Genomic DNA, 20,358 nt, shown 5'->3' with positions numbered 1-20,358 from the left:
ACGGCGCAAGCCATGATGCGAAGCGCAACGGCAGGAATCTTTCTGCCCTGCGCCAGGGTCCAAGCGTCAGCGCCCCACCAGAGTCAGGGAGTCATCATGTCCGCTTTGTCCTCTCACCCGTCCGCCACGATCAGCGCCATGCTGCTTGGCGCCGTGCTGGCCTGCGGCGGCTGCGCCCAGTTGCCGCGCGACCTCAACGGCTCGCCGCCGACTGCCCGCCTGGCGCCCAACGGCGTGCCGCCGCCGCCCGTCACCGCGGAAGACATCCAGAAGATCGGCGAGCTGAACCGCCAGGTACTGCGCGAGCAGGATGCTGCGATTGCCCGCCAGCAACAGGCGCAAGCCATGGCGCGGGCGGCAACCTACTATGCGTATCCCACGCCTAGCTGGAACCTGTACTACGGCGGCTGGGGCGGCGGGCACTGGGGCGGCGGAGTCGGATTCAGCAGCCCGGGATACCGGGGCTGGGGCTACGGTGGCTATCCGTACTGGTGGTGAGCAGCGGTAAGCAGCGGTAAGCAGCCGACGAAACTGGTGCAGCAAGCAACCAAAGACGCGAGCATGCTTCATCCATGCCGTTGCGGAGCAACGGCGGCAGATGCTACGAGACAAAAAACGGGAAAGACGCCAGCTCAGTGGCGATTGAATGCCGGGGAGTTCGCCGGAGGCGGCAGCGGCGGCGTGGCGCTGACCTTGGGAGCCGGTGCCACGAACTGCACGAACACCTCGCCATCCTTGACCATGCCCAGCTCATAGCGGGCACGCTCCTCAATAGCGCCGGTGCCATCCTGCAGGTCCTTCACTTCCCCTTCCAGCTTGGCATTGCGCAGCTTGAGCGCCTGGTTGTGCGCGCTCTGTTCCTGCACCTGCTTGTCCATATCCCACACACGCAGCCAGCCGCCCTTGCCCAGCCATAGTGGATACTGGATGGCGAGCAACAGCACAAACAACAGCAACGAGATCAGGCGCATGGATTCTGGCGCTTAAGCAAAAGAAGGAAATTGCGTCATGCGCCGGCCGCGGCATTGTGCGCGGCCGGCGCATGGCACGAGCTTAGCGCAGATTGTAGAACGCGCTCTTGCCCGGGTAGCTGGCGATATCACCGAGATCTTCCTCGATGCGCAGCAGCTGGTTGTACTTCGAGATACGGTCCGAACGCGACAGCGAGCCGGTCTTGATCTGGCCGGCGTTGGTGCCCACCGCGATATCGGCGATGGTGCTGTCTTCGGTCTCGCCCGAACGGTGCGAGATCACGGCCGTGTAGCCAGCGCGCTTGGCCATTTCGATGGCGGCGAAGGTTTCGGTCAGGGTGCCGATCTGGTTGATCTTGATCAGGATCGAGTTGCCGATGCCCTTTTCAATGCCTTCCTTCAGGATCTTGGTGTTGGTGACGAACAGGTCGTCGCCGACCAGCTGCACGCGCTTGCCCAGCTTGTCGGTCAGCACCTTCCAGCCCTCCCAGTCGCCTTCGCCCATGCCGTCCTCGATCGACACGATCGGGAACTTGTCGCACAGGTTGGCCAGGTAGTCGGCGAACTGGGTCGAGGTCAGCTTCAGGCCTTCGCCATCCAGGTGGTACTGGCCTTCGGCTTCGTGATAGAACTCGGTCGCCGCGCAGTCCAGCGCCAGCAGCACGTCTTCGCCGGCACGGTAGCCAGCCTTCTCGATGGCCAGCAGGATGGTGTTCAGGCACTCTTCGTTGGAAGCGAAGTTGGGGGCAAAGCCGCCCTCGTCGCCAACCGCCGTGGACATGCCCTTGTCGGACAGGATCTTCTTCAGTGCGTGGAACACCTCAGCGCCGCAACGCAGGGCTTCACGGAAGCTCGTTTGCGACACCGGCATGATCATGAATTCCTGGATGTCCAGGCTGTTGTTGGCGTGCGCGCCACCGTTGACGATGTTCATCATCGGCACCGGCATCTGCATCGCGCCCGACCCACCGAAGTAGCGGTACAGCGGCAGGCCGGCTTCTTCGGCAGCGGCGCGCGCCACGGCCATCGACACGGCCAGCGTGGCGTTGGCGCCAAGGCGGGCCTTGTTGTCGGTGCCGTCGAGGTCGATCAGGGTGCGGTCCAGGAAGGCTTGCTCGGAAGCGTCCAGGCCCATGATGGCTTCGGAGATTTCGGTATTGATATGCTCGACCGCCTTCAGCACGCCCTTGCCGAGGTAGCGCGACTTGTCGCCGTCACGCAGCTCGATGGCTTCGCGCGAGCCGGTGGATGCGCCCGACGGCACTGCCGCGCGGCCCATCACGCCGGATTCGAGCAGGACGTCGCACTCGACCGTCGGGTTACCGCGCGAGTCGAGAACTTCGCGACCGATGATATCTACGATTGCACTCATGGATTCCTCTTGGACTGTTGATGCTTGATGACTTCTTACTACACGGGCGCCATGCCCTGGACTACCGCTGGCTACAGCTGACTGAGCCGACTAACGCTCAAGCGCCTTCCACCACGATCATGTTCATGCGCGCGGCATGCTCGCGCGACTTGCGCGCGGCGCGGTACTCCTCGCTGTCGTGGAACGACTTTGCCGCGTCATAGCTGGGAAACTTCAGCACGACCACGCGCGTCGGGGCCCAGTCGCCCTCGAGCTTCTCGGTCTTGCCGCCGCGCACCAGTACCTCGGCACCATGCACCTTCATGGCATGGCTGGAGAGCACTTTGTACTCTTCATACTGCTGGGGATCGGTGACATCGACGTGGGCAATGATATAGCCGCTGGCCATGGCGTATCTCCGTGTGTTCTTATGATGTTGATTCTACTTGGCTGATCATGGCCGCCTGATGACGGCCATGACCGCGGTGGCACGGCAAGCTCAGGCGCAAGCCGCCGGCCAGCCGAAATTGTCTTCCAGGAAGCCGGTGCGCTTGACCAGGGTGTCCAGGTCCTTGAGCACCGACAGCAGTTCCTTCATGCGCGACAGCGGCACGGCGTTGGGGCCGTCCGACATGGCCTTGCTCGGATCCGGATGGGTTTCCATGAACAGGCCCGCCACACCAACCGCCACGGCGGCGCGGGCCAGCACCGGCACGAACTCGCGCTGGCCGCCCGAGCTGGTGCCCTGGCCGCCCGGCAGCTGCACCGAGTGGGTGGCATCGAACACCACCGGCGCGCCGGTCTCGCGCATGATCGCCAGCGAGCGCATGTCCGAGACCAGGTTGTTGTAGCCGAAGGAAACGCCGCGTTCGCAGGCCATGAAGCTGTCTTCCGGCAGCCCGGCCTCGCGCGCGGCATCGCGCGCCTTGTCGATGACATTCTTCATGTCGTGCGGCGCGAGGAACTGCCCCTTCTTGATATTGACGGGGCGGCCGCTCTGCGCGCAGGCACGGATGAAGTCGGTCTGCCGGCACAGGAAGGCCGGCGTCTGCAGCACGTCGACCACGGCCGCCACCGGCTTGACCTCGTCGATCTCGTGGATGTCGGTCAGCACCGGCACGCCGATCTCGCGCTTGACGGTGGCGAGGATCTCGAGACCCTTCTCCATGCCCAGGCCACGGAAGGTCCGGCCCGACGAGCGGTTGGCCTTGTCGAACGAGGACTTGTAGATAAAGGGAATGCCGAGCTCGCTGGTGATCGCCTTGAGCTCACCGGCCGTATCCAGCGCCATCTGCTCGGACTCGATCACGCACGGGCCGGCGATCAGGAAGAAGGGCCGGTCCAGACCGACGTCAAATCCACAGAGTTTCATCGCTAATCTCCTGCTTGCGGTGCCGGGGCTTAGCCCGCCTTCTTCTGCTGGCTGGCCAGCGCCGCTTCCACGTAGGCCTTGAACAGCGGATGGCCATCGCGCGGGGTGGAGGTGAATTCCGGGTGGAACTGCACGCCAACGAACCACGGGTGCAGGCTTTCCGGCAGTTCCATCATCTCGGGCAGGTCTTCGGTCGGCGTACGCGCCGAGATCACCATGCCCGCCTTTTCCAGCGTCGGCACGTAGTGATTGTTGACCTCGTAGCGATGGCGATGGCGCTCGTTGACTTCCGGGCCATAGATCTGGCTGGCCTTGGTCCCAGCCTTGACCGGCACGCGCTGCGCGCCAAGGCGCATGGTGCCGCCCAGGTCGGACTCGGCGGAGCGCTGCTCGACCTTGCCTTCGCGATCCACCCACTCGGTGATCAGCGCGACCACCGGATGTTCGGTTTCCAGGTTGAACTCGGTCGAGTTGGCATCGGCCATCGCCGCCACGTGGCGCGCGAACTCGATCACGGCCAGCTGCATGCCCAGGCAGATGCCCAGGTACGGCACCTTGTTCTCGCGAGCGTACTGGATCGCGCGGATCTTGCCTTCCGTGCCGCGCTTGCCGAAGCCGCCCGGGACCAGGATGGCGTCCAGCGGCTTGAGCACTTCGAGGTGGCCCGATTCGAGCTCTTCCGAATCAATGTACTCGATGTTCACGCGGGTGGCGGTGTGCATGCCGGCGTGGCGCAGCGCTTCGATCAGCGACTTGTAGGATTCGGTCAGGTCGACATACTTGCCCACCATGCCGATGGTGACCTCGTGCTGCGGGTTTTCCTGGGCATTGACCAGGCGCTGCCACATGGAGAGATCGGCCGGCTTCGGATCGATACGCAGTTCCTCGCAGATCAGGCGGTCGAGGCCTTGCTCGTTGAGCATCTGCGGGATCTTGTAGATGCTGTCCACGTCCCACACCGAGATCACGGCTTCTTGCGGGATATTGGAGAACAGCGAAATCTTGGCGCGCTCTTCGTCCGGAATCGGGCGGTCGGCGCGGCACAGCAGCGCGGTCGGCGAGATGCCGATTTCACGCAGCTTCTGCACCGAGTGCTGGGTCGGCTTGGTCTTGAGCTCGCCGGCGCTGGCAATGAACGGCACCAGCGTCAGGTGCACGAAGGCGGCGTGGTTGCGGCCCATGCGCAGGCTCATCTGACGCGCGGCTTCCAGGAAGGGCAGCGATTCGATGTCACCCACCGTACCACCGATCTCCACCAGCGCGACGTCCGCCTTGCCACCGTGCGACGCAGCCGCGCCGCGCTCGATGAAGGCCTGGATTTCGTTGGTGATGTGCGGGATCACCTGCACCGTCTTGCCGAGGTACTCGCCGCGGCGTTCCTTGCGGATCACCGATTCGTAGATCTGGCCCGTGGTGAAGTTGTTCGACTTGCGCATCTTGGCCGAGACGAAGCGCTCATAGTGGCCAAGATCGAGGTCGGTTTCCGCACCGTCTTCCGTGACGAACACTTCGCCATGCTGGAAGGGGCTCATCGTGCCGGGATCGACGTTGATGTAGGGATCTAGCTTGAGGAGGGTGACTTTGAGGCCGCGCGACTCGAGAATGGCCGCGAGCGAAGCAGCAGCGATGCCCTTGCCGAGAGAAGAGACGACACCACCGGTGACGAAGACGAATTTGGTCATAAACCGAGCTTGCCGGGGAAATCGGGATTATACATGAGAGGCCGCCTGCTGCAGCGCCGCATTTGCGACAAGTCGCCTTGCCCGGCAGCTGCTGAGACGCTTTCGCCGCTTCGCACTCGCGTCCCCGCCCCCGCCCTATCCTGCCCCGCCTACGGACGCGCGCAGGCGGCGGCGTCGCCCCGCATTTGCCCGACCAGATCGCGGATCAGCCCGGCGGTCTGCCCCGGACGCTCCATCGGATACAGGTGCCCGCCCTCGATAAAGCGCAGGCGCTCGCCCACCAGCTTGCGCGTGGCGCCGAGCCCGCATTGGCGTACTTCGCGCGAGCGCGTGCCGGCGACAAAGCTGACCGGCACCGGCGCGCCGCGCGCCACGCGCGCGCCCAGGCTGGTAGGCAGCGTGCGGTAGATCTGGTACTCGATCTCGCGCTCGAAGCGCAGGCGGCGCTCGGCGTCATTGCCAGTCGGCTCCGTGCCATGCGTCGCATAGTCGCGCAGTACTTCCTCGTCCCACGACGCGAACACCGGCTTGGAGCGGAAATGCTCCCACACCGCATCGGCATCCGGCCAGTGCGTGCGCCGCCGCCGGGTCGCGGCAGCCGGGCTGGGCCGCTCATCCAGGCCGAAGCGCTGACCGGCCTTGAGCAAGGCGGCGCGCCACCCGGCAATCACGGGCGAATCCAGCATCACCACGCCGCGCACCCACTGCGGGCGGCGCAGCGCGGCCATCAGCGACAGGAAACCACCCAGCGAATGCCCCACCAGCCACACCGGCTCGCGGTACTTCTGCTCGATCGAAGCCAGCAGCTCATCGACCAGGTGCGGCCACTCGCGCGTGACCGGGAATTTCGGGTCGTGGCCATAACGGTCCACGGCGCGGATCTCGAAATCGTCTTCCAGCGTTCCGAACAGCTTGCGGTAGGTGCTGACCGGAAAGCCATTGGCGTGCGAAAAATGCAGAATGTCGCGCATCGGGGTATTCGCAGTGCGCCCTTAGTCCTGCGTGCCGGCACGTTCGCGCGTGGCGCGCACAGGCTGGCCCCAGCGGTCGCCCGCGCCCTGGCGCGCCAGCGGAAACTCGGCCGGCGCATTGGCATCCCACTCCGGATCGTTGATCTCGCCGAAGACCTGGCGCAAGCGTTGCCCCCAGGTATCGCGGATCATGCGGAAGTAGGCGTTCTTCTCGTCGATATTGACAAAGCGGGTCACGCGCAGCGAATCGCCTTCGTAGACCAGCAGGTCCAGCGGCAAGCCTACCGAGATATTCGACTTCAACGTGGAGTCCATCGAGATCAGCGCACACTTGGCTGCCTCGCCCAGCGGCAGCGTCGGCTCGACCACACGATCGATGATGGGCTTGCCGTACTTGGCCTCGCCGATCTGAAAATAGCAGTTCTCGGGGGTGGCCTCGACGAAATTCCCGGCAGCGTACACATGGAACAGGCGCACGCGTTCGCCGCGGATCTGGCCGCCGAAGATCAGGCTCACATTGAACTCGATGCCGGCCTCGCGCAGCGCGTGGGCGTCATGCTTATGCACCTGGCGCACCGCGTCGCCAACGATGGCGGCCGCCTCGAACATATCGCGCGCCGTCCACAGCGAGCGCTTCTCGTCGCGGCCCTCCGCCAGTATCTGGCGCACCGCCTGGCTGATCGCCAGGTTGCCCGCGGTCAGCAAGACCATCACGCGGTCGCCCGGCTCCTCGAACACGGTCATCTTGCGAGCGGTAGAGATCGCATCGACACCGGCATTGGTGCGCGAATCGGAAAGGAACACCAGCCCGGCATCCAGCCGCATGGCTACACAGTACGTCATGATCTTGTCTTGTAATGGTGCACATTCACGCCTGGCGCATCGCCAAGCCTGTCGCCCGGGCCAAGGCCGCATTCTAGCGCCGCGCCGGTGCGCCCGGAAACCTGCGGCGCGCCCGTTTCTGGTGCGCGGCGCACCACTTCATTCACTGCAATGGCGCAATGGCGATCTCGACCGCCAGCCGCTCGCCGCTGCCACCTTCGCGAATCCCGCGCACCGGTGCGGCCATGCGATAGTCGCGCCCTACCGCCAGCCGGATATGGCGCGCGTCGCTCAGGCAGCCGTGGGTCACGTCGATGCTGCACCACAACGCCTTGCCGGCATCCACGCAGACATCGGCCCAGGCATGGCTGGCCAGTTCCGACGCTGCCGGATCATAGAAATAGCCGCTGACGTAGCGCGCCGGCACGCCCAGGGCCCGGCAACATGCCACCATCACTTGCGCCTGGTCCTGGCAAACCCCGCTGCCCAGTGCGAACGCGTCGCTGGCCGAGGTGTCCACATTGGTGCTATCTGACTGGTAGCGCACCCGCCCGGCGATGCCATTGGCAAGCGCCAGCAGCGCGGGCACCGTCGCCCCCGCCGCCAGGTAGGGCGCGGCAAAACGCACCATCTCCGGCTTGGCGGAGGTCAGCGGCGTGCCGCCCAGGTAATAAAGCGGCGACACACGCGCCTCGCCAGCCGGCGGCGCATCGCAAAAGAACGGCCCGTCCGCATCCATTGGCGGCGTCACATCGACCACGCCGCTGGCCTCGATCACCAGCGTATCTGCTGGCCCGGCCACAGTGAAGCTGTGCACGATATTGCCGAAGCCGTCACGCGCCTCGGACAGGTTGCCGGGAACGGACAACTGCCATTCCTGCACGTCCTGCAGCGGGCCCGAGCGCGGCGCGAGCCGCAGTTCGTGCACGCTGCGCAGGACCGGCTCGGCGTAGCGGTAGATCGTCTTGTGGTGAATCTTGTATTTCATGATGTGGCGAGGCCGGCACAACCTCCCCACTTCTTATAGGTCAGGCAGCAAGCAGCGGCACGAGGAAATCCCGGCTGATGCCGTTGCCGAGGTCGCCGATGCGCTCCAGGAAACTGGTCAGGTAAGCATGCAGCCCGACGGCGAAGATGTCGTCGATGCGCGCATATTTCAAATCGGCGTGGAGTTTACCAGCCTGGCGCTCGGTCTCCGAAGAAAGGTGGTTGCCCACCAGCGCCAGGATCGACACCACCTCGTCCATGCTGGACACCAGCGAGCGCGGCATGTCGGGGCGCAGCACCAGCAGTTCGGCCACGCGCTCGGGCGTGATCACGGTGCGATACACCTTGCGGTACACCTCGAAGCCCGACACCGAGCGCAAGACAGCCGCCCAGTGATAGAAATCGTTGGCGTCGCGATTGGGATCGCTATCGTCGGCCGTGCTCGCCTGGAACTTCACGTCCAGAATCCGCGCGGTATTGTCGGCGCGTTCCAGGAACGTGCCCAGCCGCATGAAGTGGAAGGCATCGTCCTTGAGCATGGTGCCAAACTGCACGCCTCGGGCCAAGTGGGAGCGGAACTTCACCCACTCGAAGAACTGCGAAGGATCCTCGCGCAGCACGCCGTCGGCAATCATGCGCTGCACGTCGAGCCAGGTGGTGTTGATGGTCTCCCAGACCTCGGTGGTCAGCGAGCCGCGCACCGCGCGGGCGTTCTCGCGGGCCGCGCGCAGGCAGCTCATGATGGACGAGACATTGGTCATGTCGCGCACCATGAAGTCGATCACGTCGTCGCGCGTGAGCAGGCCGTACTTCTCGTCGAACACCGTGGTCAGCTCGGAGATATCGAGCATGGCCCACCAGCCTTGCTCCGCCACTTCCGCGGACTGCGGCAGCAGCGAAGTCTGGTAGTTCACGTCCAGCATGCGCGCGGTGTTCTCCGCGCGTTCGGTATAGCGCGCCATCCAGAACAGATGGTCGGCGGTGCGGCTAAGCATGGTCAGTCCCCTCGTACAGCGCTGTTCGCCCGCGCGCCGCCGGCAAAGCGTCGGCCAGCGCGGGAATCACAAACTATCCTTGCGTGCGCCGCGCGTCAGCGCTCCAGCACCCAGGTGTCCTTGGTGCCCCCGCCCTGCGAGGAGTTGACCACCAGCGAGCCTTCGCGCAGCGCCACGCGGGTCAGCCCGCCCGGCACCATGCGCACATCCTTGCCGGACAGCACGAACGGACGCAGATCGATGTGGCGCGGCGCGATCCCCGACTCGACATACGTCGGGCAGGTGGACAGTGCCAGCGTGGGCTGCGCGATGTACTGCTCGGGACGCGCGCGCACGACCTCGCGGAACGTGTCGATTTCCGCGCGCGTGGCGGCAGGCCCCACCAGCATGCCGTAGCCGCCAGCCCCGTGGGTTTCCTTGACCACCAGTTCGCTCATGTGGTCCAGCACGTACTGCAGGTCGTCCGGGCGGCGGCACATGTACGTCGGCACATTGTTGAGGATCGCTTCCTCACCAAGGTAGAAGCGGATCATGTCGGGCACGTAGGGATAGATCGACTTGTCGTCGGCCACGCCCGTGCCAATGGCGTTGCAGATGGTGACATTGCCCGCGCGGTAGACCGAGAGCAGGCCCGCCGCGCCCAGTGTGGAGTCCGAGCGGAACACCAGCGGGTCGAGGAAGTCATCGTCGACCCGGCGGTAGATCACGTCGATGCGCTGCGGCCCCTGGGTGGTACGCATGTAGAGGTGCTCGTCCTGCACGAACAGGTCGCTGCCCTCGACCAGTTCCACGCCCATTTGCTGCGCCAGGAAGGCATGCTCGAAGTAGGCGGAGTTGTACATGCCGGGCGTGAGCACCACCACCGTGGGATCGGCGATGTTCTGCGGCGAGACGCCACGCAGCATGTCGAGCAGCAGGTCGGGATAGTGCGCCACCGGCGCCACGCGATTACGCGCGAACAGGTCCGGGAACAGCCGCATCATCATCTTGCGGTTCTCCAGCATGTACGACACGCCGGAGGGCACGCGCAAGTTGTCTTCCAGCACGTAGAACTCGCCCTCGCCAGCGCGTACTACGTCGATGCCCGCCACGTGGGCGTAGATATCACGAGGCACGTCGATGCCGAGCATCTCGGGGCGGTACTGCGCGTTGTTGTAGATCTGGTCTGGCGGGATCACACCGGCGCGGATGATGTCCTGCCCGTGATAGATATCATGGATAAAGCGGTTCAGCGCCGACACCCGCTGGCGCAGGCCGCGCTCGAGCGTTGCCCACTCGCTGGCGGGGAAGATGCGGGGAATGACGTCGAACGGGATGGTCCGCTCGGTACCGCTGTTCGACTCGTCTTTTTCGCCGTAAACGGCGAACGTGATGCCCACGCGCCGGAAGATCAGGTCAGCCTCGGCGCGCTTGTTGCCCATGGTGCCTTCGGACTGGCGCGCCAACCAATCCGCGAACTGCTTGTAATGCCCCCGCACGGCACCTGCCGGCAGGGACTCGCCCGCGTGGATTGCTGCTGCCACGCCATCTTGCCAATCGAGCATCTCGTCGAAAAACCGCGCCGCCATGATGGCCGTTCCCCCATGATTTGGGTGCCGCCCAAACTGCCGGCTATCCCGTTTTGATTGGCTTGTTGTTCCCGGCACAGCACCTTGAGATCACCACCCGAGGCCCGGCGGCTTGGCCGCGGACCGTCTCGTCATGCTTCGAAGTGCTGTCCCTATAGGATACCTATGACCACGAAAGCCGCAAGCGGCAGGCATTCGCGCCATCAAACATGGATAAGCAAGATGTCTGCCAGCCTTCGCTTCGGGCCAGCCTTGGCATCGGTTCAGCGGGCGATCGCCGCGCTTTTTTGTGCCTGCACTCCGGCCAGGATGCGCTGCACCAGCGCCTCCGGCGTCTGGCGGATATCGAGCACCAGGGCGTCACTCGGCTCTTCCAGGGTCTCGAACTGGCTCTGCAACAGGGCGGGATTGAAGAAGTGGTCGCTGCGCTCGGCCAGGCGGCCGCCAATGACCGCAGCATCGCCCTTCATGTAGACAAAGGTCACGCCGCCATCGGCGGGCGTCAGGCGGTCGCGGTAGATTTGCCGCAGCGCGGAACAGGTAAAGACGTGGGTGCGCCCCTCGGCGCGGGCCGCATCGATCGCCGCGCGCATCGCGGCCAGCCAGGGCCAGCGGTCGTCGTCGGTCAGCGCGATGCCGTTGTGCATCTTCGCCTTGTTGGCGGCGCTGTGGAATTCGTCGGCATCGTGGAAGCCGCATTGCAAGGTCTTGGCCAGCAACTGGCCGACCGTGGTCTTTCCGCTGCCGGAAACGCCCATCAGGATGTAGATCATGTCTGCTCCAATGATCATGTTCGGATGGTTTTCCCATCCTTGTCGGTAGTCCCCGCGCCGGCCGCCGGTCGGCTCCGCAAGCGCTCAGCCATGAAGCCATGATAGGACCCGCATGGGCCGGCTCGGGGTCGTCTCCGCCAGCCATCGGCTGCCGGGGACACAAATGACACAAATTTAAGGGGCGCTGCCTATTGTGCGACGGCCGCGCCCGTTTGGACAGCGCCGGGCGCGTCGGCCTCGGAGAGGTCCAGCGCGCTGCCGCCCTCCTCCGCGATCCGCGCGTTGCGGCGGAACAGCCCGAACAGGCCCCGGCCGACGCTGAAGTTCGTGAAGGCGTCGTCCGGCAGTACGGCAGAAGCGCGCGTCGCCAGGTCGCCGTCGCCATTAGCGGCGCCGAGCCATTCCAGCGTGCCGGCCACGGCGTCCACGCGGATCCGGTCGCCGTCACGCACGCGCGCCAGCGGGCCGCCGGCAAGTGCCTCAGGCCCCACATGAATGACCGCCGGCACCTTGCCAGAAGCGCCGGACATGCGGCCATCGGTCACCAGCGCAACCTTGTGGCCGGCGTCCTGCAGCGAGCCCAGCACCGGGGTGAGACGGTGCAGTTCTGGCATGCCGTTGGCGTTGGGTCCCTGGAAACGCACGACCGCGATCATGTCGCCCGTGAACTCGCCGGCTTCGAACGCGGCTTGCAATTGCTCTTGCGAGTCGAAGACGCGTGCCGGTGCTTCGATCACCCGATGCTCGTCCGCCACCGCCGACACCTTGATCATGCCGCGACCAAGATTGCCTTGCAGCAGGCGCAAGCCGCCTTCTGCGGAGAACGGCTCAGCCGCGGTGGCCAGCACCGTGGCATCACCGCTGACTGCGGCACCGTCGCGCCACTGCAGCACGCCGTCGATCATCACGGGCTCTTGCGTGTAACGGGCCAGGCCACGTCCGGCCACGGTTTCCACGTCCTCGTGCAGCAACCCGGCGCTGAGCAGCTGGCGAATCACGTAGGCCACGCCGCCCGCGGCGTGGAAGTGATTCACGTCGGCCGAGCCGTTGGGGTAGACCCGTGCCAGCAGCGGCGTGATGCGCGAAAGACGGTCGAAATCATCCCAGTCGATCAGGATGCCCGCCGCGCGCGCCATCGCCACCAGGTGAATGGTGTGGTTGGTCGAGCCACCCGTGGCCAGCAGGCCGACCACGGCATTGATCACCGCGCGCTCGTCCACGATGCGCGCCAGCGGCAGGTAGTCGCCGCCCCGCGCCGTCAGGGCCAGCGCGCGTTGGGCCGCGGCGGCGGTGAGCGCGTCACGCAGGCCGCTGTCCGGATGCACGAAGGCCGCGCCCGGCATATGCAGGCCCATGATTTCCATCAGGAACTGGTTGCTGTTGGCGGTGCCGTAGAAGGTGCACGTGCCAGCGCCGTGATAGGCCTCGCACTCGGCCTCCAGCAAGGCTTCGCGGCCGACCTGGCCGGTTGCGTATAGCTGGCGCACGCGCGCCTTTTCCTTGTTGGACAAGCCCGTCGACATCGGCCCCGCCGGCACGAACACCACCGGCAGGTGGCCAAACTGCAGCGCGCCCATCAGCAGGCCCGGCACGATCTTGTCGCACACGCCCAGCATGACCGCGGCATCGAAGGTGTTGTGCGACAGCGAGACCGCCGTGGCCATCGCAATGGCATCGCGCGAAAACAGCGACAGTTCCATGCCGGCATTGCCCTGCGTGATGCCATCGCACATCGCCGGCACACCGCCCGCCACCTGCGCCACTGCGCCAACGGCACGCGCCGCCTCCCGGATCACGCCGGGATAACGTTCGTACGGCTGGTGGGCCGACAGCATGTCGTTGTACGCGGTAACGATGCCGAGGTTGGCGGCATGCTCGACCCGCAGCTTGAGCTTGTCGTGCGTGGGCAGCGCGGCCAGGCCGTGGGCAAGGTTGGCGCAGGACAGCCCGCGCAAGGGGCCCAGCTCCTGCTGGGCGCGTTCGCAACGCGCGAGATAGGCGGCGCGGCTGCGCTGGCTGCGCGCGATCACGCGCTCGGTGACGGCGTGGACTTCGGCGTGGAGGGCTTTTGACATTGGGGGAGTTCCTGGTCGTGATGCCTGATCGTATCCGGGAGGACTGGGGGACTAGCGGGCGCCGGCTGGCGCCATTGTTTGTAGATTTTCTACATTATATCGAAAGCCAATTTGAAAACACCATGCGCACGCATCACAAAGCGCTTTATTCATGGCATATTCAGCGCACATAGGTGAAATCCCTACCCAGCCGCCACGCTGAAGCCGCGATGATCTCGCCTCGGATTATGTAGAATATCTACATGCCGCTCGATCCGTCGAGCCACGGATTCCGGGGCCAGAGCCAGAACAATTCCCCGGCACAGACAGCCACCCCTGCCCTACCATGCGCGACCGAATTCTTGCCGTCTACGACACGCTTCGCCCTTCCGAACGCCGCCTTGCCGACTATGTCGCCCGCCACGGCGCCAGCGTGATCCGCTTGTCGATGCCCGAGCTGGCCGAGCGCGCGGGCGTGTCCCAGCCCACTATTGCGCGCTTTTGCGCGGCGCTGGGCTACGACGGCTTTCGCGAGTTCAAGCTCCAGTTCGCCCAGAACGTGGGCGGCGGCACGCCCTTCGTGCACCAGGACGTCAAAGCCGAGGACCGCCCCGCCGATATCGCCGGCAAGGTGTTCGACCGCACCATCGCCACCCTGATGACCGTGCGCAACGCACTGTCGGCTGACCAGATCGAACATGGCATCCAGCTGCTCGCCGCGGCCAGGCGCATCGAGTTCTATGGCTGCGGCAACTCGGGCATCGTCGCCCTGGATATCCAGCACAAGTTCTTCCGCCTCGGCATGCCCACCGTTGCCTACTCGGACTCGCACGTCTTCAGCATGTCGGCGGCGCTGCTCGGACCCGGCGATGTGGCCGTGCTGGTCTCCAACAGCGGGCGCACGTGGGACATGCTGGCCGCCGCCACGCTCGCCCGCGCCAGCGGTGCCAGCGTGCTGGCGCTGACCCACAGCGGCTCGCCGCTGGCCGCGCTGGCGGACGTCTGCGTGTTCTCGGACGTCGAGGAAGACAGCGAGGTCTACACGCCGATGACCTCCCGCATCTGCCACCTGGTGCTGGGCGACGTGCTGGCTGCGGGCGTTGCCCTGGAGCGCGCCGACACCGTCTCCGCCGGCCTGCAGCGGGCCAAGGCGCACCTGCGCGAGCGCCGCATCGCGCAGGCCGAGCCCGCGCATCTCAGCGAGGCGCAGGCGGCGCCGCGCGCCAGTAGCGCCGCGCGTGCTGGCGGTAGGCCTGCAGCGCGTAAGACTCGCCGCGCGTCGTAAGCTGGACCGCGCCGGTCTCGTCGCTGCGATAGCGGGCGATCTCGTGCGAACCGTAGCGCTCCCAGATCTCGGGCCGGGGATGCCGGTGGCGATTGCGGTAGCCCACCTGGAACAGCGCGACCTCCGGTGCCACCACGGCCAGGAACGCCCCGCTCGATGAGGTGTTGCTGCCGTGATGCGGCAGCAGAAAGATCACCTAACCCTTTGTTTACAAATAGATTTAACCGATATTGGCGTGAATTTGGCGTAATGACGCCAAGAAAAATTGTGATGCACTAGCACGTCGCGGCTATACTGTATATCCATACAGTTCACGTGCTGCATTCCGCAGCACCCACCAACGCCCGGGGTTGCCGCCATGCCTGATACTCGCGCCATCAAGTACATAGTCGTGCCCTACCGTAAAGGCAAGGGCGAAGCGCTCCTGCCTGGCGAGATCCGCCAGGCATCCAGCGAAGTCGGCGCTATCCGCATCGCAAGCGGCATGGCCTCGAGTTTCGTTGGCGTCGCGGCCTATGAGGTGCTGGTGGACGAGGAAACCGGCGAAATGGGTTCGCCCCGAGTCCTGGCGCAGGAAGGGAGCGTTCCCGCTCTCGGCGAGTGACGAAAAGCGAGCCGTCCGGTGCTTACTGTCTCGCATCCAGCGGGCCGACGGAAGACTGCCGACCGAGATCCTGAGCACGCAGCTTCATGCAGCCCCGCCGTCAAAGCTGATGTACGCCACGCCAGCGCCACGCGCGAAGGCCGCCGAGAGAGGCCCATGTGGGCAGCACGGACAATTTGCAATTGCCAGCGGAGGTCCGCTCTCGGCCGTGGATTCAACGGGTCGATGCAACACTAGACGCTGCCTGAGTAGCTTGGCTGCCATGCTACGATTCTCGCTGACGATGCGCCGCGACGCAATGCTCCTTTCGTCATCGTCATAGATCCGGAAGCGATCGACCGGTACGACTCAAGCAATGGTGAAGAGAAGGCGAGAATTGAGGCCCGGGTCTGCGAGATAGTTGGACATCGTCGGCGGAACTACGATCCGAAGGGACCCGTCGATGTTGCCACCCCCTTCGTCGCTCAGCTTGACGAAGGCGATCTCTAACTAATGTCAAACGCGAAGAGACTAGCCATATGCAGGTATGGGGAAAGCCGCTGGAATTCTGGGATGCAGCATCTGTTTGGTTGATTTGGATCGCCGCAGTTTGTGGCGCCGTGGCTGCAATCTCGGGGCTTCTCGGGGCAATCGTTAGCAGAGAAGTGGCCGCCGCCACTCAGCGGGAATCGGATGAGCGCATTGCAGCAGCGAACGCATTGGCGGCAAAGTCAAATGAGGCGACGGCAATTGCGGTGCTCAAGTTGGAGCAGCTCCGTGCACAGGTCGGGCCGCGGCAGTTCAATCGTGCCGCATTTCTAGAGGCGCTCCGGGGCGAAACCGCTGGCAACGTTCAGATTGTCTATCTACGAAACGACCCCGAATGTTTCGACGTCGCACAGCAAGTTTGGCACCTTTTGGAGGATGCGGGCTGGCAAGCCACGCCACCTTCCCCAATCTTCGACGGTAGGAACAACCAACCTGCCGCAATGAACGTCGATGGCCAGCCAGCTGGGCTGACGGTCGTAGCCTCGACTCAGTCGCCGGCGGAAGCGGACGCAGAGCAACTTCGTGCAAATGGCCAAGCTTGGGTGCACACACCGTTTACGACCCTGACGTATGCGATTGAGCGCGGCATTGGCAGGGTTGCAACGCATATCAATGGCCCGAACCATCCGACGCCTGGCACACTCCGTGTGGTGGTGGCACCTCGTTAGGACTCGCGTATTAGACGATGGTCGTTCGGACTTGAAGCAGACCACCGAAACTAGCGGCGTCGAAGGACAGCAATGGGTCGTGAAGTGCCGATCAGGACTGTGCGACAACGGCAGCTTGCGATGGGTGCGTATGCTGGTTCGCAGGCCGATCGCCCTATATTGTGCTTCGGTTGGGCGGCTCCTGGTAACAGTTACCGCTATTGAGAAACCATGCTGACGATCAACTCGGACAAGCACCCGCTGATGAACCGCTTCCATGCCCCGGGCAAGGAAAAACGAATGATCGTCATCGCGCCACAGGCGGAGTGGCACGATTGGCTGACCTGCAGGGATCCGGAGCCGGCCCGCGGCTTCATGCAGCTCTATCCGGCCGAACTGATGGGCGCGGCGTCAGCGCCGCGCCAAGCTCGGACTATGGGAAACTGATATGCAAGAGAACTCGATAGCCGACCTTGCCAACGCCTCAGCTATTTAATTTTAATTAAAAACATGAAAAAAGTAAAAGGAAAATACCTAACCATTCTAATAGACTTCATCGACTCGATTTCACTAGAAAATCTCCGCGACTTCGATGATCCGCGCTTCATTACATTCTCCGAGGAATTTTGCAAAACACACCACGAGTATTTGAGCGACTCAAACCTACCGACGATAATATTCGATCAGCTTTACCGAACCAATACTTCATTTATTGGACGAACAGGCTATTTATCAGACTCGCGCAACTCCGACATTCGCGAGCTGCTAATAACGGGACTAATAAATTTCTTTGAATCCCTTCCTCGAAAGTACTCTTTTCAAATAGGCCTCCCCGGCATAGTGAATTTTGATGACGTCACTCACGAAGTAGCGCCTAACATCAAATTCACAACCGGGCCATTCGAATTATATCAATATGAGTCGAATCACAACTCTCTACTTGCCGCGCTAACCAAGGCAAAAACTATTGGCGCTCTGACTCTCGAGTTCGAGGGATACGCAGACCACACGCGAGAGACCTTCTCCATCGAGGAGGTATTAGCAACCGCAAAGCACATTGCATTCTTGCTAACTTCTTACGGAAGCTTTGACTACTCCTACTCCGAAAAACGCGCATTGGCCAACCTCCACACTGCATCGACCAATGAAAGCATTAGCTTTTCATTACCCGACTCCCTTGCTCGGTGTTATGGCAGCCTTTATCCCGACCATCAAAAGCTGCTTCTTAGCGATTACAGCGCCCCCACAACCCTACTCACCGGAGCGGCCCAACGCATTGCCGCCACTCCACAGGAAAGAATATCGGCACTAACGCAGAATTTATTCCCGATACGCCAATTTTATCGTTACAAAGACCACCCAGATTTTTCAAGCGTCGCCGCAGCAATGGAGTGGTACCAGGACTCTATTTTCTCGGAAAATCAGACCACATCATACTTAAACGCATGTATTGGTATGGAGGCAATCCTGGGTAGCGACGAGAATATCGATAGCCTAACGAAAAGGCTCGCAGAACGATATGGCTACTTAATGGGAAATGGTCGAACTGACCGAGAGAACAAACGCAGAGAGTACGAGAAAATTCTGAGGCTTCGCGGCACATTAGTGCACGCGAAGAAGGCACGCTTGGGCTCAGAAGGGCAAGCGGCTCTAGTAAAGGTGCGCAGTATGCTTTATGGCGTCATTTGGCGAGAGCTGAAGCAGATATACCGCTCGCCACCGCCACCTCCGAAAGAACCAGTTGATACGCTCCACGGCACCTCGACCAGCGTCATACGGCCTTAGCAGACATCCCTCTTCGATTTCGCTGACAAGCCCCAATATCCGCCCCCAGCCTGACCTCATACGCCGCGCGCTGGCCCACCTCCACGAGCGCCGCCCGCCCCTTTGTGAAGACATCGCAGCCAGTGTTCGTCCCGCCAGCTTTCAAGCGCCCCCCTCATCAGCAGGGCTACTGAAATTACTACAATCCGACATACTCTGGTACGGCGATTGATTGACCCCGGTCGCTATTCACTGGGGGTGTAGGCGCAGGCCACCGCTGCCTACACCCTTCTTTCTCCTGAGCCTGACGACATATGGCTACTTCGGCCAGACCTCCACCGTCACCCGGTGCCGGGCCGCGCAATCCCCCAGCGCCCCCAGCAGATCCCGCATAACCCACTCCTGCCACTCGTCATAGTCGGCTGCCGCCGGCGGATCCGGCACAGTGCAAGGTGCGGCTAGTGCGCTATCGAGCGGCGGCGGCTTGCTTGGCAGCGTCGACGGCGTCGGATAACTTGCGCACCCGGAAATCATCAGGGCGGCAATCCACAGGCAAAGGCTTCCCATTCTTCAGTTCCTTCTGGATAGCGTCGAGCCGGTTGCCCAGCGTCGACTGGATGGCGCGGTACTCGTCGGCCCGCGCGCGGATGCCAGCGCCGGCCGTGCGCAGGTCGGCCAACGCCTGGTTGGCAGTCTCGACGTCAGCCTGGGCCCGTGCCGCGGTGAGCTTGGCCAACTCGGCATCCTTGCGCCAGCCGTTCACCGCCCAGCCGGCGGCGAAGATGGCAGCGGCCAGTGCCCCCATCGCCAGCGCCCGCCACGGCACCGCTTTGAGTGCCGCAGCGATCGGGGCGGCCATCACTTCCCCGCTCCCTGGCGCAGCTTGCGCTTCAGCCACACCTCGATGTACTGCGAGCCGACAATGCCCAGGCCACTGCCGATGCCATAGAGCGCCAGCGGCGGCAGCTCCGGAAACTGGATCAGGCCCACGCCCGCAATCATCGACGTGGCCGCGCCCAGCAGCGCCCGACCGATAATCAGCCGGAATGTCAGGTGTTCATCGCTCACGAGCAGCTTCCCCAAGGCGATCATCGCGCCCATTACGACCAGCATTGCCAGGCTCTTTTCGTGCTCTTGCATATGTCCTCCAACAGGTGCCGACATTTTGCCCAGCCCGTGAGCCATGTCAACAATTTTCTCTTTTAAATCAATGACTTGCTAAACAATTAGCGTCATGCAAAACATTTAGCAAAATGCGAGTTGGTTTCGCCCCGTCGCATAGGACTCTGCCGCTCGCACTCACTCGGCCCCCAATGCGCGCTTAGCGCGCGCCCACCGCTCCTGGCGGTCCGCCAGCCCATTGGTGCCGCCGTTGATCTTGCGTGTCAGCGCATCGAAGTCGCCGGCATCCGCCAGCGCGTTCAGGTTGCGGCTTGCCCAGAACCAGCACGCCGACCGGGCGGCCAGCGCGTCGCCCTCGAGCATGGCCGGCGTGGCCTCCGGGTCGAAGCCGAGCGCGGCGCCGCATGCGCGGTAGTTCGCTCGCCCGGTGATCTGGATGAGCCCCCGACCCATGAAGCGCTTGCCGTCCCCGGGCTGGCTGTTGCCGAGCTCGTAGGGCTTCTGGTTGCGACCGGTCCTGTCTGCGGGCGGCCACGGAGCTGACAGGTCGCGCTCGTAGCGCATCTGCGCCGGCGTTGGCCCCCACAGCTCGCGGGTCAGCGAGAAACCTAACGACTCGTGGCCGGTCTGCGCGATCCACGCAGCCATGCGGGCGGGCGACAGGATCCCGAACTCGAACAGCGCCGGCTCGACGTGCGGCCACCAGCGCGCGGCGAGCGCCGGCGACAGGCCAGCGGCAGCCTGGAAGACTTGTTGGTCCATACGGACTCCAGAAAAAACGAAGCCCGCACGCGGCGGGCATGAACGAAGCGGTGAAGGCTAGTTAGAATCGTCGGTATCGAGGTGTTGGCAGCTCAGCCGA

At 63.7% G+C, this 20,358-nt stretch carries 22 protein-coding genes; 6 read left to right on the top strand and 16 right to left on the bottom strand.

Features of this window, described 5'->3' with window-relative positions:
• Window positions 1-96: 96 nt before the first annotated feature.
• Window positions 97-498 carry a hypothetical protein gene (locus AC1DQR_RS10975; RefSeq protein ID WP_477133025.1) on the top strand — a complete coding sequence of 134 codons (402 nt, stop codon included), beginning with the start codon at window positions 97-99 and terminating at the stop codon, window positions 496-498.
• A 134-nt stretch (window positions 499-632) separates the two neighbouring features.
• Here AC1DQR_RS10975 and ftsB read toward each other — a convergent pair whose 3' ends face one another.
• The 12 genes from ftsB to edd all read right to left on the bottom strand — a co-directional run bounded on the left by ftsB (window position 633) and on the right by edd (window position 13,567).
• A complete protein-coding gene (gene ftsB, locus AC1DQR_RS10970; RefSeq protein WP_174422818.1) occupies window positions 633-971 on the bottom strand; it encodes a cell division protein FtsB in 339 nt (112 codons plus the stop codon).
• A gap of 82 nt (window positions 972-1,053) precedes the next feature.
• A complete protein-coding gene (gene eno / locus AC1DQR_RS10965; protein WP_150983858.1) occupies window positions 1,054-2,343 on the bottom strand; it encodes a phosphopyruvate hydratase in 1,290 nt (429 codons plus the stop codon).
• Window positions 2,344-2,440: 97 nt separating this feature from the next.
• A complete protein-coding gene (locus tag AC1DQR_RS10960) occupies window positions 2,441-2,731 on the bottom strand; it encodes a DUF1330 domain-containing protein (protein WP_006160203.1) in 291 nt (96 codons plus the stop codon).
• A 90-nt stretch (window positions 2,732-2,821) separates the two neighbouring features.
• A complete protein-coding gene (gene kdsA, locus AC1DQR_RS10955) occupies window positions 2,822-3,694 on the bottom strand; it encodes a 3-deoxy-8-phosphooctulonate synthase (RefSeq protein ID WP_150983856.1) in 873 nt (290 codons plus the stop codon).
• Between the two features lie 29 nt (window positions 3,695-3,723).
• On the bottom strand, window positions 3,724-5,376 hold the full coding sequence (locus AC1DQR_RS10950) for a CTP synthase (RefSeq protein ID WP_043344927.1): 1,653 nt from the start codon (window positions 5,374-5,376) through the stop codon (window positions 3,724-3,726).
• Between the two features lie 149 nt (window positions 5,377-5,525).
• Window positions 5,526-6,347 (bottom strand): alpha/beta fold hydrolase, encoded by an 822-nt coding sequence (locus AC1DQR_RS10945; protein ID WP_416048086.1) that lies wholly within the window; start codon window positions 6,345-6,347, stop codon window positions 5,526-5,528.
• A gap of 21 nt (window positions 6,348-6,368) precedes the next feature.
• Complete coding sequence (locus AC1DQR_RS10940; protein WP_193692133.1) at window positions 6,369-7,190, bottom strand: proteasome-type protease; 822 nt, start codon at window positions 7,188-7,190, stop codon at window positions 6,369-6,371.
• 142 nt (window positions 7,191-7,332) lie between these two features.
• Complete coding sequence (locus tag AC1DQR_RS10935) at window positions 7,333-8,157, bottom strand: transglutaminase family protein (RefSeq protein WP_477133024.1); 825 nt, start codon at window positions 8,155-8,157, stop codon at window positions 7,333-7,335.
• Between the two features lie 40 nt (window positions 8,158-8,197).
• Complete coding sequence (locus tag AC1DQR_RS10930; protein ID WP_477133023.1) at window positions 8,198-9,151, bottom strand: alpha-E domain-containing protein; 954 nt, start codon at window positions 9,149-9,151, stop codon at window positions 8,198-8,200.
• A gap of 95 nt (window positions 9,152-9,246) precedes the next feature.
• On the bottom strand, window positions 9,247-10,719 hold the full coding sequence (locus tag AC1DQR_RS10925; protein ID WP_043344922.1) for a circularly permuted type 2 ATP-grasp protein: 1,473 nt from the start codon (window positions 10,717-10,719) through the stop codon (window positions 9,247-9,249).
• 263 nt (window positions 10,720-10,982) lie between these two features.
• The gene (locus AC1DQR_RS10920) at window positions 10,983-11,492 is read right to left on the bottom strand and encodes a gluconokinase (protein ID WP_416050457.1); all 510 of its coding nucleotides are present in this window, start codon (window positions 11,490-11,492) and stop codon (window positions 10,983-10,985) included.
• A gap of 188 nt (window positions 11,493-11,680) precedes the next feature.
• On the bottom strand, window positions 11,681-13,567 hold the full coding sequence (edd, locus tag AC1DQR_RS10915; RefSeq protein WP_477133022.1) for a phosphogluconate dehydratase: 1,887 nt from the start codon (window positions 13,565-13,567) through the stop codon (window positions 11,681-11,683).
• 325 nt (window positions 13,568-13,892) lie between these two features.
• Here edd and AC1DQR_RS10910 point away from each other — a divergent pair, with 325 nt between their 5' ends.
• A complete protein-coding gene (locus AC1DQR_RS10910) occupies window positions 13,893-14,831 on the top strand; it encodes a MurR/RpiR family transcriptional regulator (protein ID WP_416048083.1) in 939 nt (312 codons plus the stop codon).
• Here AC1DQR_RS10910 and AC1DQR_RS10905 read toward each other — a convergent pair.
• A complete protein-coding gene (locus AC1DQR_RS10905) occupies window positions 14,743-15,027 on the bottom strand; it encodes a ComEC/Rec2 family competence protein (protein WP_477133021.1) in 285 nt (94 codons plus the stop codon). The genes AC1DQR_RS10910 and AC1DQR_RS10905 overlap by 89 nt on opposite strands.
• A gap of 162 nt (window positions 15,028-15,189) precedes the next feature.
• Here AC1DQR_RS10905 and AC1DQR_RS10900 point away from each other — a divergent pair, with 162 nt between their 5' ends.
• The 4 genes from AC1DQR_RS10900 (at window position 15,190) to AC1DQR_RS10885 (ending at window position 18,395) form a co-directional block, all read left to right on the top strand.
• Window positions 15,190-15,435 (top strand): hypothetical protein, encoded by a 246-nt coding sequence (locus tag AC1DQR_RS10900; RefSeq protein ID WP_477133020.1) that lies wholly within the window; start codon window positions 15,190-15,192, stop codon window positions 15,433-15,435.
• Window positions 15,436-15,953: 518 nt separating this feature from the next.
• Complete coding sequence (locus tag AC1DQR_RS10895; protein WP_477133019.1) at window positions 15,954-16,631, top strand: hypothetical protein; 678 nt, start codon at window positions 15,954-15,956, stop codon at window positions 16,629-16,631.
• Between the two features lie 210 nt (window positions 16,632-16,841).
• Window positions 16,842-17,057, top strand: a complete 216-nt coding sequence (locus AC1DQR_RS10890) for a hypothetical protein (RefSeq protein WP_477133018.1) — start codon at window positions 16,842-16,844, stop codon at window positions 17,055-17,057.
• A 63-nt stretch (window positions 17,058-17,120) separates the two neighbouring features.
• Window positions 17,121-18,395 (top strand): hypothetical protein, encoded by a 1,275-nt coding sequence (locus AC1DQR_RS10885; RefSeq protein ID WP_477133017.1) that lies wholly within the window; start codon window positions 17,121-17,123, stop codon window positions 18,393-18,395.
• A gap of 445 nt (window positions 18,396-18,840) precedes the next feature.
• On the opposite strand, the gene AC1DQR_RS10880 is transcribed toward AC1DQR_RS10885, so the two are convergent.
• From AC1DQR_RS10880 to AC1DQR_RS10870, 3 genes are all read right to left on the bottom strand, one after another.
• On the bottom strand, window positions 18,841-19,233 hold the full coding sequence (locus AC1DQR_RS10880) for a hypothetical protein (RefSeq protein ID WP_477133016.1): 393 nt from the start codon (window positions 19,231-19,233) through the stop codon (window positions 18,841-18,843).
• Window positions 19,233-19,514: a phage holin family protein gene (locus tag AC1DQR_RS10875; RefSeq protein ID WP_447435892.1), complete on the bottom strand. Its 282-nt coding sequence runs from the start codon at window positions 19,512-19,514 to the stop codon at window positions 19,233-19,235. The genes AC1DQR_RS10880 and AC1DQR_RS10875 overlap by 1 nt, the downstream gene beginning before the upstream one ends.
• A 159-nt stretch (window positions 19,515-19,673) precedes the next feature.
• Window positions 19,674-20,258, bottom strand: a complete 585-nt coding sequence (locus tag AC1DQR_RS10870) for a glycoside hydrolase family 19 protein (RefSeq protein ID WP_477133015.1) — start codon at window positions 20,256-20,258, stop codon at window positions 19,674-19,676.
• Window positions 20,259-20,358: the final 100 nt, after the last annotated feature.

It is taken from the genome of Cupriavidus sp. 05L411 (assembly GCF_056398045.1).
This window is presented reverse-complemented; position numbering and strand designations above follow the sequence as displayed.

What these genes read in the sequence shown, in the direction of transcription:
- AC1DQR_RS10930 (WP_477133023.1), bottom strand. Translation starts at nt 9,151, where the DNA reads ATGCTTAGCCGCACCGCCGACCATCTGTTCTGGATGGCGCGCTATACC.
- AC1DQR_RS10890 (WP_477133018.1), top strand. Translation starts at nt 16,842, where the DNA reads ATGCTGACGATCAACTCGGACAAGCACCCGCTGATGAACCGCTTCCAT.
- AC1DQR_RS10950 (WP_043344927.1), bottom strand. Translation starts at nt 5,376, where the DNA reads ATGACCAAATTCGTCTTCGTCACCGGTGGTGTCGTCTCTTCTCTCGGC.
- AC1DQR_RS10935 (WP_477133024.1), bottom strand. Translation starts at nt 8,157, where the DNA reads ATGAAATACAAGATTCACCACAAGACGATCTACCGCTACGCCGAGCCG.
- AC1DQR_RS10940 (WP_193692133.1), bottom strand. Translation starts at nt 7,190, where the DNA reads ATGACGTACTGTGTAGCCATGCGGCTGGATGCCGGGCTGGTGTTCCTT.
- AC1DQR_RS10870 (WP_477133015.1), bottom strand. Translation starts at nt 20,258, where the DNA reads ATGGACCAACAAGTCTTCCAGGCTGCCGCTGGCCTGTCGCCGGCGCTC.
- AC1DQR_RS10975 (WP_477133025.1), top strand. Translation starts at nt 97, where the DNA reads ATGTCCGCTTTGTCCTCTCACCCGTCCGCCACGATCAGCGCCATGCTG.
- AC1DQR_RS10925 (WP_043344922.1), bottom strand. Translation starts at nt 10,719, where the DNA reads ATGGCGGCGCGGTTTTTCGACGAGATGCTCGATTGGCAAGATGGCGTG.
- AC1DQR_RS10885 (WP_477133017.1), top strand. Translation starts at nt 17,121, where the DNA reads ATGAAAAAAGTAAAAGGAAAATACCTAACCATTCTAATAGACTTCATC.
- kdsA (WP_150983856.1), bottom strand. Translation starts at nt 3,694, where the DNA reads ATGAAACTCTGTGGATTTGACGTCGGTCTGGACCGGCCCTTCTTCCTG.
- AC1DQR_RS10910 (WP_416048083.1), top strand. Translation starts at nt 13,893, where the DNA reads ATGCGCGACCGAATTCTTGCCGTCTACGACACGCTTCGCCCTTCCGAA.
- AC1DQR_RS10875 (WP_447435892.1), bottom strand. Translation starts at nt 19,514, where the DNA reads ATGCAAGAGCACGAAAAGAGCCTGGCAATGCTGGTCGTAATGGGCGCG.
- AC1DQR_RS10900 (WP_477133020.1), top strand. Translation starts at nt 15,190, where the DNA reads ATGCCTGATACTCGCGCCATCAAGTACATAGTCGTGCCCTACCGTAAA.
- AC1DQR_RS10895 (WP_477133019.1), top strand. Translation starts at nt 15,954, where the DNA reads ATGCAGGTATGGGGAAAGCCGCTGGAATTCTGGGATGCAGCATCTGTT.
- AC1DQR_RS10960 (WP_006160203.1), bottom strand. Translation starts at nt 2,731, where the DNA reads ATGGCCAGCGGCTATATCATTGCCCACGTCGATGTCACCGATCCCCAG.
- AC1DQR_RS10880 (WP_477133016.1), bottom strand. Translation starts at nt 19,233, where the DNA reads ATGGCCGCCCCGATCGCTGCGGCACTCAAAGCGGTGCCGTGGCGGGCG.
- AC1DQR_RS10920 (WP_416050457.1), bottom strand. Translation starts at nt 11,492, where the DNA reads ATGATCTACATCCTGATGGGCGTTTCCGGCAGCGGAAAGACCACGGTC.
- edd (WP_477133022.1), bottom strand. Translation starts at nt 13,567, where the DNA reads ATGTCAAAAGCCCTCCACGCCGAAGTCCACGCCGTCACCGAGCGCGTG.
- eno (WP_150983858.1), bottom strand. Translation starts at nt 2,343, where the DNA reads ATGAGTGCAATCGTAGATATCATCGGTCGCGAAGTTCTCGACTCGCGC.
- ftsB (WP_174422818.1), bottom strand. Translation starts at nt 971, where the DNA reads ATGCGCCTGATCTCGTTGCTGTTGTTTGTGCTGTTGCTCGCCATCCAG.
- AC1DQR_RS10945 (WP_416048086.1), bottom strand. Translation starts at nt 6,347, where the DNA reads ATGCGCGACATTCTGCATTTTTCGCACGCCAATGGCTTTCCGGTCAGC.